10 protein-coding genes and 1 pseudogene are annotated in these 13,495 nt (G+C 36.7%); 2 read left to right on the top strand and 9 right to left on the bottom strand.

Annotated elements, in window-relative coordinates; all coding sequences use genetic code 11:
* Positions 1-18: 18 nt before the first annotated feature.
* Positions 19-1,884, bottom strand: a complete 1,866-nt coding sequence (locus ACMA47_RS22380; protein WP_413931562.1) for a M1 family metallopeptidase — start codon at positions 1,882-1,884, stop codon at positions 19-21.
* Between the two features lie 106 nt (positions 1,885-1,990).
* Positions 1,991-4,360, bottom strand: coding sequence for an outer membrane beta-barrel protein (locus tag ACMA47_RS22375; RefSeq protein WP_413931561.1), 2,370 nt, complete (start codon positions 4,358-4,360; stop codon positions 1,991-1,993).
* Positions 4,361-4,608: 248 nt separating this feature from the next.
* Between ACMA47_RS22375 and ACMA47_RS22370 the strand changes: the two genes are divergently transcribed.
* The gene (locus ACMA47_RS22370) at positions 4,609-5,931 is read left to right on the top strand and encodes a sensor histidine kinase (protein ID WP_413931560.1); all 1,323 of its coding nucleotides are present in this window, start codon (positions 4,609-4,611) and stop codon (positions 5,929-5,931) included.
* Positions 5,921-6,607: a response regulator transcription factor gene (locus tag ACMA47_RS22365; RefSeq protein ID WP_413931559.1), complete on the top strand. Its 687-nt coding sequence runs from the start codon at positions 5,921-5,923 to the stop codon at positions 6,605-6,607. Before ACMA47_RS22370 ends, ACMA47_RS22365 begins: the two co-directional genes overlap by 11 nt.
* A 4-nt stretch (positions 6,608-6,611) precedes the next feature.
* Here ACMA47_RS22365 and ACMA47_RS22360 read toward each other — a convergent pair whose 3' ends face one another.
* The 7 genes and pseudogenes from ACMA47_RS22360 to ACMA47_RS22330 all read right to left on the bottom strand — a co-directional run bounded on the left by ACMA47_RS22360 (position 6,612) and on the right by ACMA47_RS22330 (position 13,439).
* A complete protein-coding gene (locus ACMA47_RS22360; protein WP_413931558.1) occupies positions 6,612-7,439 on the bottom strand; it encodes an endonuclease/exonuclease/phosphatase family protein in 828 nt (275 codons plus the stop codon).
* Positions 7,440-7,505: 66 nt separating this feature from the next.
* Positions 7,506-7,709: a hypothetical protein gene (locus ACMA47_RS22355; protein ID WP_413931557.1), complete on the bottom strand. Its 204-nt coding sequence runs from the start codon at positions 7,707-7,709 to the stop codon at positions 7,506-7,508.
* On the bottom strand, positions 7,706-8,968 hold the full coding sequence (locus ACMA47_RS22350; protein ID WP_413931556.1) for a S8 family peptidase: 1,263 nt from the start codon (positions 8,966-8,968) through the stop codon (positions 7,706-7,708). The genes ACMA47_RS22355 and ACMA47_RS22350 overlap by 4 nt, the downstream gene beginning before the upstream one ends.
* 11 nt (positions 8,969-8,979) lie before the next feature.
* Positions 8,980-9,558 (bottom strand): hypothetical protein, encoded by a 579-nt coding sequence (locus ACMA47_RS22345; protein WP_413931555.1) that lies wholly within the window; start codon positions 9,556-9,558, stop codon positions 8,980-8,982.
* Entirely contained in the window at positions 9,558-10,253 is a 696-nt protein-coding gene (locus tag ACMA47_RS22340; protein WP_413931554.1) for a hypothetical protein, read from the bottom strand. Before ACMA47_RS22340 ends, ACMA47_RS22345 begins: the two co-directional genes overlap by 1 nt.
* 15 nt (positions 10,254-10,268) lie before the next feature.
* Positions 10,269-11,156: a DUF2589 domain-containing protein gene (locus tag ACMA47_RS22335; protein WP_202971506.1), complete on the bottom strand. Its 888-nt coding sequence runs from the start codon at positions 11,154-11,156 to the stop codon at positions 10,269-10,271.
* A 342-nt stretch (positions 11,157-11,498) separates the two neighbouring features.
* Positions 11,499-13,439 (bottom strand): annotated as a pseudogene (locus ACMA47_RS22330) (M1 family metallopeptidase).
* Between the last annotated feature and the right edge of the window lie 56 nt (positions 13,440-13,495).

The following is a 13,495-nucleotide window of genomic DNA, read 5'->3' as shown; positions in this document are numbered from 1 at the left end:
TATCCTGAAGGCTTTTCTTTATAAGTTTTTACGGTTGTCATCCGGAGTATAGTCCATAAAGATATCTCCGTCCAACTGTACAGATTTCACTTTCTTTTTAATAGGAATCACCAGATCAGTCAGTTTCTGATCTTTTTCCCAAACTGAAGGTGAAAAATGAATTTTCTCTGTAGTTCCATCATCATAAGACAATATAGCATCAAACGGAATGGCAAAACCTCCTACATTTGCAACATTGATGGTAAGCATATCATTCTTTTGAGAGGCTCCTGTGACTTTTAAGTCAATATAATTATTGGTATAAAACCAATTCTGGAAGAACCAGTTCAGATTTTTTCCTGATCCTGTATTCATAGAATTAAAATAATCCCATGGAACCGGATGCTTCCCGTTCCAGTTGTCCATATAATGGTGCAATGCTTTTTTGAAAAGTTCATCTCCCAGGTAATCTTTCAGAGCAAGGTAAGATAGAGAAGATTTCACATAAGAGTTGTTTCCGTATCCGGCACCGCTCACCTGTGTACTCATCGTAATCACTGGTTGATCCTGTTCTGCGGAAGCATCACTAATCCATTTTTTAACACGGAAGTTTTTATAAAATTCCTTAGCAGCAGCCTCTCCGTTTTCATCAATTCCTATAAGATATTCCAGTGTGGTCGCCCAGCCTTCATCCATAAATGCATATCTTGTTTCATTAATTCCCATATAGAAAGGAAAATAAGTATGAGCAATTTCATGATCTGCTGTAAGTCTGGCATCATTAAGATCATCAGGAATACTGGTATCATTAATCATCATAGGATATTCCATATCTGCATACCCCTGAATAGCTGTCATTACATTGTAAGGGTATTCTACTCCCGGCCAGTTTTTTGAAAACCAATCCAGATTATAGCGCATCCAGTCTACGTAATGTTCAAAATCTTTCGCTCCGTTTTTATATCCGGCCTGAACGCTGGCTCTTTTTGTTTTTAACTGAACACTGGCTGCATCCCATACATAATGATTACTCATCGCAAAACAGAAATCTGTAATATGGCTGGCTTTAAATTTCCAGATATTCCACTTGTTCTGCTTTGTTACTTTTCCGGACTTCATTTCCTGCTCAGTGGCAATATGCATTAGCTTATCACTTTTCAAGGATGCTTTATATCTTTTTAAATATTCCGGTTGAAGTACAGCTTCCGGGTTCAGAAAATCTCCGGTTGCCCAAACAACATAATTTTTTGGTGCGGTGATGGCAAAACTGTAATCATTGAAATCATTATAAAACTCCTGTCTGTCCGAATGCTGAAGCATATCCCATCCGTTGTAATCATCGTATACAGAAATTCTTGGAAAAGAGTATGCCACATAGAATGTTTCAGGATCAATCTGCCCCTCTCTTCCACTCTGAACTGACAATGGATATTCCCACTCTATTTTAACCTCAGCTTTTGATTTAGATTTTAAAGCTGATTTTAATTTTACTTTTTCAACAGTACTCCAGTCATCACTGTTGATCTCATATTTTACGTTGTTTACAGTAAAAGACTTAATTTTCAGTCCGGATGAAAGGAAATCTTTGGATACAAATCCCGATCTTGGCGACTGTGGCTTGTGAAGGTTATTCACAAATCGGATAGCCAGTTCATTCAGGTTATCCGGGCTGTTGTTGGTATAAACAATAGTTTCTTTTCCGGAAACTATTTTTGTAGCAGCATCTACTTTCACCTCTACATTATACACTCCTTTATTCTGCCAGTAGTTTTTTCCTGGCACTCCGGAGATATCACGTGTTCCTCTCTCGTACGCTTTTTTGATATTCCTCGGCATATACAATTCCTGAGCTGACAATTGCAGTAAAGCAACTGCGATCAGCATTCCGGAAAAAATTTTCTTCATAGCAATCTTTTTAAAGATAAGCATCAAAAATAGCGAAAATGTGCCATCAGACGATCATTCTTTCACGATAATATTTCACTGTAATAAACTTTTATATTAAAATATTCTACAATCGATCCTGTTCGGTTGTCTTCTTAATTGTTTTTGCATTTTTAACCGATTGATTTCCAAAGTTGAATTTCAATGAAAATGTCACTCCCTGAGTATCGGAATAATCAAGAAAATAATTATCCTGATTTGCATATTTTGTGCTGACCTTCTGCCCTGTAGATCTGAAAATATCGCTAAAAACAAGACTGGCTTCCAGTTTTTTACTAAAGAATTTTCTATTCATTACAAAATAGGCTGACCATAAAGAAGATATTCTGAAGGTTCCCTGTATACCGGGAGAATAGTAGCGGTGTCCCATTTCCATTTTCCAGTCGCTGTTTTTATCCAGTGTAAAGCTTGTTGAGATGTTTGAAACCCAGTTCCAGACTTTATTTTTATACAACATTCCATCAATTCCTTTGAAATAATTCTCGTTGTGCTCAAGGTTTTCAGAAAGGATAATATTCCACCAGGATTTAACCTGGAAATTTTTGTATAAACTGATTCCGAAAGCTTCTCCTTTCTCAATATTGGTAAAATAATAAATCAAACTGTTGGTACTTGGTTCCTGATAGGAGATTTCCATCGAAGGATATATTTCTTTTCTGTAGTATACATCCAGATTCCAGTCTTTCCAGGAATAAGTAAGATTAAGGTTATGGGTAATGGTGGCTTTTAATTTTGGATCTCCCTGATAATAGGAAAAAAGATTATAATAAGATTTTGCGGGATTCAGCCATGAATAGGAAGGTCTGCTGATTCTTTTCCCATAGGAGAATCCAAATTCCTGTTTATTTTCTGTGGTATATTGTGCATAAAACGTGGGAAAGAATTTCCAATAGTTACTTTTATTCAATTCATAAGGTTCTGAAACCACACCTTCAAGATTTGTCATTTCCGCACGAAGTCCACCTTTGAAGCTCCATTTCCCTATATTGTAGGCTAATGAAGAATATAGTGCAAAATTGTGTTCTTTATAATCAAAAATACTGCTCTTTTCCGGCCGGTATTGCAATACTCCGTTCTCATTATCGGAGAAATCAAGTTGACTGCTTGTTTTTACAAAACTATACTTTGCACCGGATTCTAGTTCCAGCTTATCTCCTTTCCACTGATAATCGAATTGGGTGGAATACAGCTGAACATCTGCTTTATTCTGTGTAAGGAAGTTATCTTCTTTCGGTGGCTGTCCGGCAAAGTTCAGGTATGTAATTACATTTTGATATTTATCCACATTATTTCCGGTAAAATAATTGATCCATGAAAGACTGCTTTTCTTATTGAGCTTGCGATCTATCTGAAAACTTACCGAGTTATTGATGGAACGGGAACGGTGATCATTGATCGTCGTATAATCAGATTCCACTATATCCTGCTGGTTATAGATCAATGTAGGAACATGATAAGTTCCGAAGGATTTCGGAGAAAAATACCCTGAGTAGTTGAGGCTTAGATTGGTCAAGCTGTCCAGTTCATATTCCGCATTAAAATTCAGGGTATTCTGGTTATTGTTTTTATCCTTCCTGTTCATTGTACTTACCCATCGGGTTTGGCTTTCCGGATAGTTTACATAGTCTGTTCCTTCCCGGTAGTACGTTCCCAGCCCTTTATAATAGCTTCCCATTAAGGAAAGTTTATCTTTTTTATAATATTGAGAGAGACCAAATACGCCTTTTGCATATTGTGTCTGCACGTATTTGGATGAAAGAATACCGCGGTAGCCTTCAATTTTATTTTTTTTCAGAACGATATTCAGTACTGCGCTTCCTGAAGCTTCATATTTGGCAGGCGGATTGGTAATCACTTCCACAGATTTCACTTCATCTCCCGATGTATTTTCCAGAAGATTTTTAAGCTCATCCCCTGTCAGCATTACTTTTTTATCATTAATCGTCACCAGAATTCCGGTACTTCCCTTTACACTCAGTACACTATTGTTGATCGTGACACTGGGTGTATTTTTTAGAATTTCCCAGGCATTAAGTGAGGAAATATTACTGTTTTCCACATTAAATTCCAGACGGTCTACCTTTCTTTTCACTAAAGGTTTACGCTTCGTCATAACTACTCCTTCTATTTCCTGAGATTCTTTTTTAAGAACAATATTCAGTGGTTCAGGCTCTTTTAAATCCACTTTTTTCTCAAATAAAGAATATCCCTGATTTTTAATGACCACCTTTATATTTTCCTCTGAAATATCTTCCAACACAAATTTTCCGTTATCATCTGTTTTTAACTCTTTGATTAATTTATCCTGAGCATTGTACACTTCCACCTTTACAGATGAGAGCTTTTCGTTTTCGGTATTCATCACTGTTCCTCCAGCTTTTTGTTTCTGGGCAAGAATCAAAATGGGAAAACACAAAAGAAAAAGAATTTTATACATGGTTATTTTTTTATCCTCTCCAACAAAAACTACTGTTCTGTTCTATGGGGACAAAATTCTGTATTGACTGGAAAAAACACGGTTAACAGAAGGTTAATGATGGGTTAATGTCTTTTCTGGTATCAAAACATCCAGATTCAGACGAATGGATCAAGCTTTATTTTTGAAGGTTCAAAACTATGGTTAATGGAAGGTTAATAATAAAATAATCATTTCCGGAAAATGACTAAAGTTTTATCTTTGTTTTAATGATAGCCAAGAGTAAAATTCTCATCCCGGTTTTTGCCGCTCTATTCCTGCTTTTACTGGGAATCCAGGTTTATTTTATGTATAAAACCTACCAGGTAAAAGAGAGGGATATCTACAGATCTGTGAATGATGGGCTTACCAATTACACGGACAATCTTGAAGACATCCAGGAGGCTAAAGAAAGGAATGATGATTCTCTTCAGGAAATCATTATACAGTACCATAATAAAGAGATCAACAAAAAAGATTTTCTCCGTTATTTCATAGAAAACAGAAAATCTGCCAGAGAAAGACTGATTCATTATATCGACAGCCGCTACCAAAAAGACGGTTACGAAATCTCCGCAAGAATACGGTATCTTTCCATTGTTCATCTACCGGACAGCTCAAAAGTAATTACCGAACCTATTGTTATTTTTGAAACGCAGGATAAACTAAAAAATCCACGCATTGCCAGTAACGGAAGCTGGGAAACCTCAACCACCAAAAGAAATGACACAGATAAAGGACATATTGAAAAAAAGAATACCTTTCTTGTAAAAACCCAGACAGATTTTGAAATCAGAAATATAAAAAGTATTGTTTTCAAAGAGCTTACCTTATTGATTATCTGCTGTATTATTCTTCTTTCGGGCGTTCTTCTGCTTTATATTTTCACGATCAGAAATCTTATTCAGCAGCAGAAGCAGGTGGAAGTTCTCCACAACATTGTGGATAACATTTCACATGAGTTTAAAACGCCTATCGCTACTTTAAAAATAGCTTCGAAAGCATTAAAAAAAGAGTGGAATCCTGAAACGCTTCCTCTTATTGACAGACAGATTTCACGTCTTGAAAGCCTGATGTTTCAGCTTCATAAAGATGAAATTCCTGATGAAATGACCGCCATACAACCTGAACACTGGAACTTTTTTATTCAGGATCTTTCGGTTACTTATCCAAATACAGATTTTAAGCTTGAAAATACAGTTTCACAAGAGCTTCCTTTTGATAAAAATCTAATGGAAACGGTCATTAAAAACCTTTGTGAAAACAGTGTAAAATATGGAGCATCGGCTATTGAAATAGATGTCCGAAACAGTTCTCAACAATTACAATTTGAAGTTTCCGATAACGGTAAAGGCATGGAAACAAAAGAGCTGAACAATATTTTCGAAAAATTCTACAGAATACAGAATAATAACATTCACAATAGTAAAGGTCTTGGGCTGGGACTCTATTTCGTAAAAAAAATCATTACAAACTATAGTGGAAAAATAGAAGTTTCCAGCCAGCTTCATACCGGCAGTACTTTTAAAATATCAATTCCTTATGAAAACTAAAATCCTTCTGGCAGAAGATGATCCGGATTTCGGAATGATTCTTAAGCAGTATCTTGAATTGGAAGATTTTGAAGTCAGTTGGTTTCAGAATCCGGAAGATATTATACCATTGGTTCAGGCTGATTTTCCCTTTCAGATAGGAATCCTGGATGTAATGATGCCCAATATCGATGGTTTCTCACTGGCGAAAATGATTATCAAAGAAAGAAGTAATTTCCCATTGTTATTTTTAACGGCTAAAAATCAAAAAATTGACCGATTGACCGGATTGAAAATAGGTGCTGACGATTATATTGCGAAACCCTGCGATCCTGAAGAACTTGTTTTACGAATTAAAAATATTCTGAAGAGAACACTTCCCGCCATTACTGAAAGTCAAATAAAAATAGGAGAATTTTCACTGGATACCGCCAAACTTCTGTTGTCGCATCCTAATGGAAACAACCGACTGACCATAAGAGAACAGGAACTTCTTCTGTATCTTCTGAAGCACAACCGATCCATCATTACAAGGGATAACATTCTGGATAACCTCTGGGAAACCAATGATTATTTTACCGGGAGAAGTCTTGATGTGTTTATCAGCAGGCTTCGTAAATATTTCAACAGTGATCCCAAAATAAAAATCCAATCCCTGAGAGGAATTGGATTTGAAATTGATTTTCCAACCAATTGATTTTCTATAGGGAAAGATTCACAATCACCGGAAAATGGTCTGAAGGATACAAAAGATTTTCTCTTCTGTCATTGATGTGTCTGTGAGATCTTATTGTAAAACCTTGCGTAAAAATATAATCGATTCTGTCTTTTGGAACTTCATTCACATTGAAGCCTGTGAAAGTTCCTACCGGGCCGTAATGCTTGGTTTCTGAGTGATAGAAAGTGTCTTTCATATTTTGGGAAAGAATTTTAATCGGTTCTGAATCATCTGTCAGGTTAAAATCTCCACTCAGCGTCACCGGAAGATTCTTTGGATTCAGTTCTTTGATTTTTTTCAGGATCAGTTCGGAAGATTTTACTCTGGCTACATTTCCAATATGATCAAAATGAAGATTCATAGCCAGAAATTCTTTCTTCGATTTTTTATCTTTAAATACGGCATAAGTACAGATTCTGTTCAGCGCAGCATCCCAGCCTTTTGATGGTTTTTCCGGAGTTTCAGATAACCAGAACGTCCCGGATTTTACAATTTCCAGTTTGGTTGTATCATAAAAGATGGCAGAAAATTCTCCTTTTTCTTTACCATCATCTCTTCCTACTCCGATATAATCATAGTTTTTTAAACCTGCTTTAATATCTTTCATCTGCTCCGGAAGTGCTTCCTGTACTCCGAAATAATCAGGATGATAATACGTCAATAAATCCGCAACGTCCTGTTTTCTTTTTGGCCAGGCATTATCTTTATCCGACTCTACATTCAGTCTGATATTAAAACTCATTACGGTAAGGTCTTGTGAGAATCCTAATGCAAAAAACATCAGAAACACCATTGAAAATCTGAAATTCATATGTTATTTTATCATTAAGAGACAAAAATAAAACTTCTCTGCGACAGAAAAGCTTTATTGATGTGATTATATTGTTAAATTATCTTTTTCTTCTTCTATAGATATAAAATACTCCTGGAATTCAGACTCCAAAATGGAAATGTTACTTTCTAGCTTTACAACACCAATGGTTTTGTAGTGAGCAGCCAGCTTTATGTCTTTGCTTTTGAGGAGAGCTTCAAGCTTTTTTAAATTTATATCTTTCTTTAAAACTGCGAGGTAAGTGATCATAAGTATATCTGTATTAAACCGTTTCCAATATCTCTGTATTTTATGCCTTCGATAGGTCTTGCTTTGTTTTCAATCAGTTCCCAGATCTCTTTTGCTGATTTATCAGGAAACTGTTCCATATACAAAGCGGCAAGTCCGGAAACATGCGGTGCTGCCATACTTGTACCGCTCATGCTGTAGTACAAATTATTTTTATTTTTTGCATTTTTAGGATACGAACTGATAATATCTACTCCGGGAGCACAGACATTGATACTTCCTCCTGTGGACGGATTGAGACCTGCGTTTGAAAATCTTGCGATCTTCATCTGAGCATCAATAGCTCCTACGGCCATAATTGATTTTGAATTGGCCGGCATTGAAACCGGTTGCGGAATCTGCGGTCTGTTGCTGTCATTTCCAGCCGCTGCGATAATAAGACAGTTATTTTCCAGCGCTCTTTCCCCAATGGTTTCAAAAAGAACGGAAGGCTGATCATCTAGCCTCACCGGAGATGCCAGTGAAAGAGATAGTATTCTGAATTTTTTCGAGATGGCCCAGTCTATCGCATCAATCACGCTGCTGGTAGTTCCTCTTCCATTGTCTGCGAGCACTTTTGCTATTTTCAGGTTGCAGTCTCTGGCAATTCCGTACCGTTTTCCGGTATCACTTCTTGTATTTCCTGTAGCTACTCCTGCGCAGTGTGTACCATGTCCGTTGGGATCTCTGTTCCAGTCTTCACCATCTATGAAAGACTTTCCTTCAATATCTTCAGCTGAAAAATCGGGATGGGAAGTTTCAAGGCCGGTATCGAGAATACAGACATCAATTCCTTTTCCTGTATAGTTTGCATTTTCCAGTCCGATTGCTTTTAATCCCCATTCCATCTCAATAAATGATTTTTGAGGCAAAGGTTTGCTGGTGATATATTTTTCAAGTTCTGAAATTTTTTCTGCGAGTCCGGCTGACTGTTTCTTAAGCTCACTAATCAATTGCAATTCATCTGCAGGAAAAAATTCTCTCTCTTTTTCGTAGTATACAATAGAATTGGATTCATCTTTCACGGCACTTTTCAATTGATCTTCATCCATATTATCTACCACAAGAACTCCCAGGTTTTTGTAAAACACACCATTATCCTTATCAATGATTTCATAAGAACGGTTTTCTTTGGACAGCAATTCTGAAGAGGTGATATTCACTTCCAGTTCTTTCTCTATTTTTTTAAGTGCATTTTTCTGCTGATTCTGCAACAGAACGATATATCTTCCGGTTTCCATAATGATCTTTTTTAAATTAATTTCAGAAATACCTTTTCCAGAATAAGAAAAATATCCTCCGGAATAATGGTCAGTCTGAGTTTCTTATTAATTCCTGATATGGCTGTATTCTGCTCAACCAGTGAAGTCCAGAAACGTTCAATTTTCGGAACAGAATTCATATCTTTCAGCTTTTCATCGTCCAGAATACCATTCTGATATAATGAAACAATGATTCCTGAAATAAGTTCTTCCGCGTCCTCAAGTTTTTTGTTTTCCTTGGCATATATTTCCATGAGAATATCATAAATACTTTCCATTCCGTTGAACGAGAATCCTCCAAGCATTTCCCTTCTCCCATTCACTATTTTTTCCATTTTAATGGGATTAAAACCTCTCTTAACGGTGGAAATCATATTCATAATTTTCAACACTTCAGATTCGTGACTGGTGTTTCCTTTGGTACGGAAATACTCCAGAACTTCGTTGAGAAATGCATCAAACCTGGCATCAAAGTCAAATGATTTTGACAGGTATAAAGCCTGAACTTCATTGAACTGTTCCAGCAATTCTTTGATTTTCTGTACCGTAAAGTGAATAAGTTCCTGCATTACTCAAAAGTTATCTGTTCTATCTCGTTGCCGTCTTTATCTTTATAGGACACAATCCTGATTCCTTCCTCCTCCATTTCCACATGAAGGTTGATGAATAGTTTATCTTTATCTTCTGCTGCACTGGTGTTAGGATCTATGTAAATGCTGTTCAGTTTTGCATTCACCAGCGTATATTTATTCAACAGAACTTTTGAAAAAATTTCTTTCAGTTCATCGGTTTCTTCTTCTGTTCCTTCCTGCGGTCGAAATATTCCTGAATTAAGAATCTGCATTTTCTTTCTGAGATCCAGTTTAAGAACTTCATTGGCTGGAAGTTTTCCGAATTTCTGATCATTTTTTTCCAAATTACTGAACAGGGTTTTAAACTCTTCAGTTTGAATCTGTCTTTTATTAATTTCTGGAATATTCAGTTTTTTCTCTTTGTTTGCCAGACGAATTCTTTCATTTATTTCTGTCACAAACTGATCCTGATTCAGTCTAAAATTATACTTAGAATCTGAATCTATATCTGTGATTTTGATCGGAATATCCATCTTTACACTGGGCAGCGCATAACGCGGAACCTTAAAATATTTAAGGTATTCATGACGGGCGTACTCTTTGGCAATAAGAACCGCATTTTCGTCTGCTTTTTTACGAGCCTGAATTATCTCGTTGTTGAGATAATCCAGGTAGTCTGATAGTTTTATCATCTTTCGTAAAATCTGTTATTGTGAAAGAAGTCCAAGCACTTTCTCAAGTCCTGCAGGCATTTCATCATTGGTGGCACGTACTTTTACCCCAAGAGAATATTCTTTTTCCACTTTGATTCCTGTACTGGAAGTTCTCTTATAGGATACATCCACTTTGAATTTTACAGGTCCCCATCCGCCAGATACTCCGGCATTGATCCCGAATTCATCACTTACATCTTTTGTGTATGTAGAATTAAGTTTTACATTAAAATCTACTTCACAGGTTTCAATTCTGAAACTCGGAACATTCAGCAACGCAATAAAAGGCACTGAAATTTCTACATCATTCGGAATCGTTTTTGGATTGGTAGCACTTACCGGCTCATCTTCTTTAAAATCCGGATTCGGAATATTCTTTTTGTACTTGAATTCTGCCATTCTCAGTTTTTTAGGACTGGCAGCATTGGCTGGATCTGTAAGTTCGAACCCAACTTCATTGATGAAATTAACGGTGGCAATAGAGGCATTAGACTGTGCTTTTACACAGGCATCTAACGGTCCGCCAATAATAGTTGCAAAGTCAATGCTTCCCAATTCTGCGGCAAAATCTGCGCTGGCAGCATCAGAAGTTCTGAAAATTTCTTCATCAGCAGCTATTTTACCTGCAATCATTTTCATGATTTCTGAAGACGCACCTGAGAAAGATTTTTCCCACTTTTCATCATAGCTTTTTTTGAATTCGTCTACGATGGCTAATAATTCTTTATTCGTCAATGAACTCAGTTCTGAAGTTTCAACTCCCGATACTTTTTCATAGACTGCCGGGGTAAGAACTTTTTCTACTCCTGATAAAAGGTCAATTAACTCATTTTTTGTTTTTTTGGCGTGGCTTGCTTCAAGCACCGATTTTAATGTTTCCATGTTTTTTGTTTTGATTAATATTGTGGGACAAAATTATATCACTGACTACCAAAACATTGTAGGGAAACCCCTCTACTTATCCCGGAAAAACACCCTAAAAATAAAAAGCCTGAACTTACGATGGTAAGCTCAGGCTTTTGTAATGCATGTAGTAAATATTTATTTTATAGACGCAAAGATCATATTAGCTATTATTGTTAAGGAAGCTGAGAAAGCAACAAGTTGCTGATGAAGCTGTATGAATATGCTTACGCTTAGAAAGAATCAATTTCATTGATTCCATCTTTGCCACCTTAAAAATTCAACATGAGATAGTAAACCTTTGCGTTAAATCTAGCATTTCTATGCAGGTTTTTTGCTGTTATTTTCCAGATTTACATCCGGAACCACAGAATTCGGATCCAGTTTTACCTCATCAATTTCCTTGCTGGAATCTACCTTGAATGTCCATTCAGTATTTCTTTTCCAAACTTCAACAGGAATTTTCATTGTCTGCGCAGTTCCATCTTTGAATTTGATTTGTACGGTTGTAGGCATTGGCAGCTGACCAATATTTTCAACCGTAATCTGAACTCCGTTTTTAAAGTTTCCGTTTACATATTGTACATTCTTAACTGACTGATCAATTTTCCATTTATTAAAGAACCATCCTCTCCAGAACCAGTTCAGCTCTTCTCCGGAAACGTTTTCCATCGTATGGAAGAAATCCCATGGCGTCGGATGTTTGAATGCCCAACGGTCAATATAGGTTCTGAATGCTTTATCAAATTTTTCAGGGCCCAGAATTGTTTCTCTTAAAACTTCCAATCCTGTTCCCGGCTTATAATAAGCCAAAGCTCCGATACTTCTTTCTTTCATATTATCAGGTCCTACCATTACAGGCTCCAGATTATCAGTTAACAAATATGTTCCTGATCTTGCCAGGTTCGGTTTACGATAATATTCTCCTTTATTGAAAGCTTCAGTTGAAAGTCCGTTAATGAATGTATTAAATCCTTCGTCCATCCAGGCAAATAATCTCTCATTAGATCCTACGATCATAGGAAACCAGTTGTGTCCGAACTCATGGTCTGTAACACCCCAAAGATCTTCTCCTTTGGAATCCATATGACAGAAAACAATTCCCGGATATTCCATTCCACCTTCATTTCCTGCAACATTGGTGGCAGCTGGATAGGTATATTCATACCATTTTTTTGAATAATGTTCTATAGCTGCTTTTGTGTATTCTGTAGATCTACCCCATGCTTTATCACCGGCACTCTCCGCGGGATAAGCTGAAATAGCCAAAGATTTTTTTCCACTAGGTAAATTGATTTTTGCAGCATCTAAAATAAATCCTGCAGAAGATGCCCACGCAAAATCTCTTGTCTGCGTAATTTTGAATTTCCAGGTTTTTGTACCAGATGCTTTATTTTTACCGATTTCAGATTCTGGACGGATCATTACTGTTTTATCACTGTTTCTCGCCTCGTTCCATCTGCTGATTTCTTCTTTGCTGTACACTTCTTTCTCATTCAGAAGTTCTCCGGATGCCACTACATACTGATTGGCAGGTACAGTAATATTAGCTGTAATATTTCCATATTCTAAATAAAACTCCGAAGCTCCAAGATAAGGATGTGTATTCCATCCTAAAACATCATCGTATACGCACATTCTCGGATACCACTGTGCGATGGTAAATATTTTACCGTTTTTAGTCTCCTGAATTCCCATTCTGTCTGACCCATAATCAGGAGAAATAAATGAATATTCAATTTCTATTTTTGCAACTCCACCATTGGCTTTTAATTCCTTTGGAAGATCAATCTACATTCTCGTATCAGTAATGGTATATTTTACTTCTTTTTTACCGTCAAGTTTAACTGATTTAATGGTATATCCACCATTAAACTCTTCACCATGAGCTCCATTTCGGCTTCCTGAAAGCGGAACTACGCCATTTCCTCTGGAATCTTTTGCAAACAGGTTCTGATCCAGCTGCAACCACAGAAAACCTAATTTGTCAGGGCTATTGTTGGTATAGGTAATTTCTGCTGTACCTGTAATCTCTTTTTTATCTTCATTCAGGCTGACATTCAGATGATAATCTGCTGAATTCTGCCAATAAGCATGTCCCGGCTGTCCACTTGCAGAGCGGGTTGCTGTACCTGTCTGCGGATAAAAGAACGGCTTAAATGCTTCTACGTAATCATATTTCGGAGTTTGCTGTGCATAGGCAGATCCTGAGAACAGAACCACTGCAAGCGTCGAAACAAGGGTTGGAAGTTTAAATTTCATTAGAAAAAGTATTATTTAGTGTATAGGTAAAAAAAACTCCCGGATTTGTTACACAT

The sequence above is a fragment of the Chryseobacterium sp. T20 genome (assembly GCF_047345655.1).
Classification (GTDB): domain Bacteria; phylum Bacteroidota; class Bacteroidia; order Flavobacteriales; family Weeksellaceae; genus Chryseobacterium.
Note: the sequence above shows the minus strand (reverse complement) of the source record. Positions and strands in the feature narration are given on the sequence as shown.

What these genes read in the sequence shown, in the direction of transcription:
- ACMA47_RS22355 (WP_413931557.1), bottom strand. Translation starts at nt 7,709, where the DNA reads ATGATCACTTACCTCGCAGTTTTAAAGAAAGATATAAATTTAAAAAAG.
- ACMA47_RS22350 (WP_413931556.1), bottom strand. Translation starts at nt 8,968, where the DNA reads ATGGAAACCGGAAGATATATCGTTCTGTTGCAGAATCAGCAGAAAAAT.
- ACMA47_RS22345 (WP_413931555.1), bottom strand. Translation starts at nt 9,558, where the DNA reads ATGCAGGAACTTATTCACTTTACGGTACAGAAAATCAAAGAATTGCTG.
- ACMA47_RS22365 (WP_413931559.1), top strand. Translation starts at nt 5,921, where the DNA reads ATGAAAACTAAAATCCTTCTGGCAGAAGATGATCCGGATTTCGGAATG.
- ACMA47_RS22380 (WP_413931562.1), bottom strand. Translation starts at nt 1,884, where the DNA reads ATGAAGAAAATTTTTTCCGGAATGCTGATCGCAGTTGCTTTACTGCAA.
- ACMA47_RS22335 (WP_202971506.1), bottom strand. Translation starts at nt 11,156, where the DNA reads ATGGAAACATTAAAATCGGTGCTTGAAGCAAGCCACGCCAAAAAAACA.
- ACMA47_RS22370 (WP_413931560.1), top strand. Translation starts at nt 4,609, where the DNA reads ATGATAGCCAAGAGTAAAATTCTCATCCCGGTTTTTGCCGCTCTATTC.
- ACMA47_RS22375 (WP_413931561.1), bottom strand. Translation starts at nt 4,360, where the DNA reads ATGTATAAAATTCTTTTTCTTTTGTGTTTTCCCATTTTGATTCTTGCC.
- ACMA47_RS22360 (WP_413931558.1), bottom strand. Translation starts at nt 7,439, where the DNA reads ATGAATTTCAGATTTTCAATGGTGTTTCTGATGTTTTTTGCATTAGGA.
- ACMA47_RS22340 (WP_413931554.1), bottom strand. Translation starts at nt 10,253, where the DNA reads ATGATAAAACTATCAGACTACCTGGATTATCTCAACAACGAGATAATT.